Here is a 2,319-nt window from a genome sequence, read left to right on the forward strand (position 1 = left end):
CCCCTCCGCGGGGGCTCCGGGCCACGCGCCCGGGGGCCCCCCCCGGAAACGCCCCCTACCCCGCGTCCGGTGAGACGAAGGTCCCCTTCAGCCCACGCTGCCCGACTTTCGTTGTGCGGCAAGCGGGTAGACCTTTCCCGTGCCCCGGGGCGGGCTCCTACCGTCGATCTTCGAGGCCGTCATGGGGGCGGTCTCAGGGAGGAGCCCGCGCATGCGCGCCAGGATCCGACGCCGCACCACCACCATCGCCGCCGTGCTCGCCACGGCCGTTCTCCTGCCCGGCCTGACCGCGGCCACCGCCGAGGCCGAACCGCTCGTCCGTGACTGGCCCGCCCCGATCGACGCGTCGCACTGGAAGAACCAGGACGCCATGACCTGGGACGACTACCGCAAGGTGCCCGGCACGAACTGGGCCGACCCGTCGCTGAAACCGACCAAGCGCACCTTCAAGGGCGCTGTCGTCCTCGCCGACTACCCGGACCAGGAGTTCGCGGTCACCCAGGCGCCGCACTCGACCGTGTTCGGCAATCCTTCGGTGGAGGCGAACAACGTCCCGCGTTCCGGGGTCGCGAAGTTCTATCAGGATTTCTTGAACAAACCGGGAACGCTCAATCGCGGGCACACCATCAACGAGTACTGGATGGAGGATTCCGCGGGCCGGTTCGGCGTCCAGCTGACCGCGTTCGGGCCCTACCGGCTGCCGGGGAAGTCGTTCGAATACGGCATGGACTTCCAGAACGCCTGCCCGCCGGGGGCGAATTGCCGGCGCGATCTGCGCACGGACGCGGGTGCCGCGTGGCGGGCCGATGTCGGTGACGCCACGAAGAACTTCGATTTCGTCTTCTTCCTTTCCGCCGGCCAGGACGAGAGTTCGACGTGGCAGGAATTCGGCGAGATGAAGTTCGGTGCCAAGGAGAACGTGCCGGACACCTTCGGCCCGCCGAAGGGCAGTGGCCTGCCGAACTGGGCGGCCACCCGGTACGTCCCGTGGACGTCGTGGAAAGCGGCCGCGAGTATCTGGCCCAACGCCGCCAACGGTTCGTCCACCCAGGCGGAAAGTTCCGGGCAGTCGGTGTTCGCGCACGAATTCAGTCACATTCTCGGGATCGGCGACAATTACAACAACCCGTTCGGAAAACCGCCCTCGCGAGACTACAGCGGGCCGTGGGAAATGCTGTCGCGTGGCACTTTCAACGGTCCGGGCGGCCCGCACACGCGCTGGCAGATCCCCGCGACGCAGGGCGGTTCGATGGGCGCGCAGCACATGCTGCGCAACAAGATGAAGCTCGGCATCGTCGACCCGGACGACGTCCTGAAGCTCGACCGGAACCAGCTGGCGAAGTCCGGCCCGGTGTCGGCGCGGATCACCGCGCGGGTGGCGGTACCCGAGCCGGGCGCCTACAGCGGCATCACCATCGCGCTGACCGGCGGGGACAAATCGCCGAAATGCGATCGGTCCAAGGATCCGTTCTGCGACGGCGGCGGCTACCAGAACTACACCGTCGAGGTCGTCGACCGGATGGGGTCGGACTCGTTCACGCCGGATTCCGGGGTACTGATCGCCAAGACCAAGGACCGGGACGACGCCCCGTTCGAGTGGATCGTCGACGCCCACCCGGAGGACATCAACCTCACCGATTACACCAAGCCGGACGGAACGCCGGTGAAGATCACGATCGGTGACTACCGGCAGCTCAACGACGCCACCTTCAAGGCGGGCACCGAGGCATCCGGCCCGTACGAGTACACGGATCAGGCCAACCGGCTGCGCTTCCTCGTCACCGATGTCCAGCGGGACAAGAAGGGCATCCTGTCGTACACGGTCACGGTGGCTTCGCTGGACGGCGCCGGCGAGCAGGCGAGGGGTGTCGTGGCGTGGCCGTCGTCGGCCGCCTTCGCCCGGCGTGGCCTGGCCAGGTGCGACTTCACGCTGTTCAACACCGGGACGGCGCGGGGCGCGGCCGCTCCGTTCGACAGCGACACCTACCGGCTGAGCGCGTCCACCGACGCCCGCGGCTGGCAGGTCCGGCTGCCGAACGAACTGACCACCGCGAAGTTCGGCGAGCAGGCGAACGCGGTCGCGTACGCCAGGCACGGCTCCGACGCGGCTCCGGTCGCGAAGGTGCGGCTCACCGCGACGTCGCTGAGCGACCCGTCGAAGTCCGCGACCACCACCTGTGTCGCCGTCGGTTCCTGACCCGCGGCCCGAAGTGAGCTGAAGGGGACTTTCCTCGCATGCGAACCGGGGTAAATACCCCACATCGCATTCGGGGCGCCGAAATTCCCCCTCAGCAGCGGGGGACCACCGCCGGGGGTGTG

1 protein-coding gene is annotated in these 2,319 nt (G+C 68.3%); it reads left to right on the top strand.

From position 1 onward, the window contains the following. Nucleotides 1-211: 211 nt before the first annotated feature. A complete protein-coding gene (locus tag ACFWX1_RS24845; protein ID WP_378391090.1) occupies nucleotides 212-2,197 on the top strand; it encodes a M6 family metalloprotease domain-containing protein in 1,986 nt (661 codons plus the stop codon). Nucleotides 2,198-2,319 lie beyond the last annotated feature (122 nt).

It is taken from the genome of Amycolatopsis sp. NPDC059021 (genome assembly GCF_042739895.1).
Classification (GTDB): Bacteria; Actinomycetota; Actinomycetes; order Mycobacteriales; family Pseudonocardiaceae; genus Amycolatopsis.

Excerpts from the sequence above, each read along its gene's own strand:
- ACFWX1_RS24845 (WP_378391090.1), top strand. The coding sequence starts at position 212 with ATGCGCGCCAGGATCCGACGCCGCACCACCACCATCGCCGCCGTGCTC.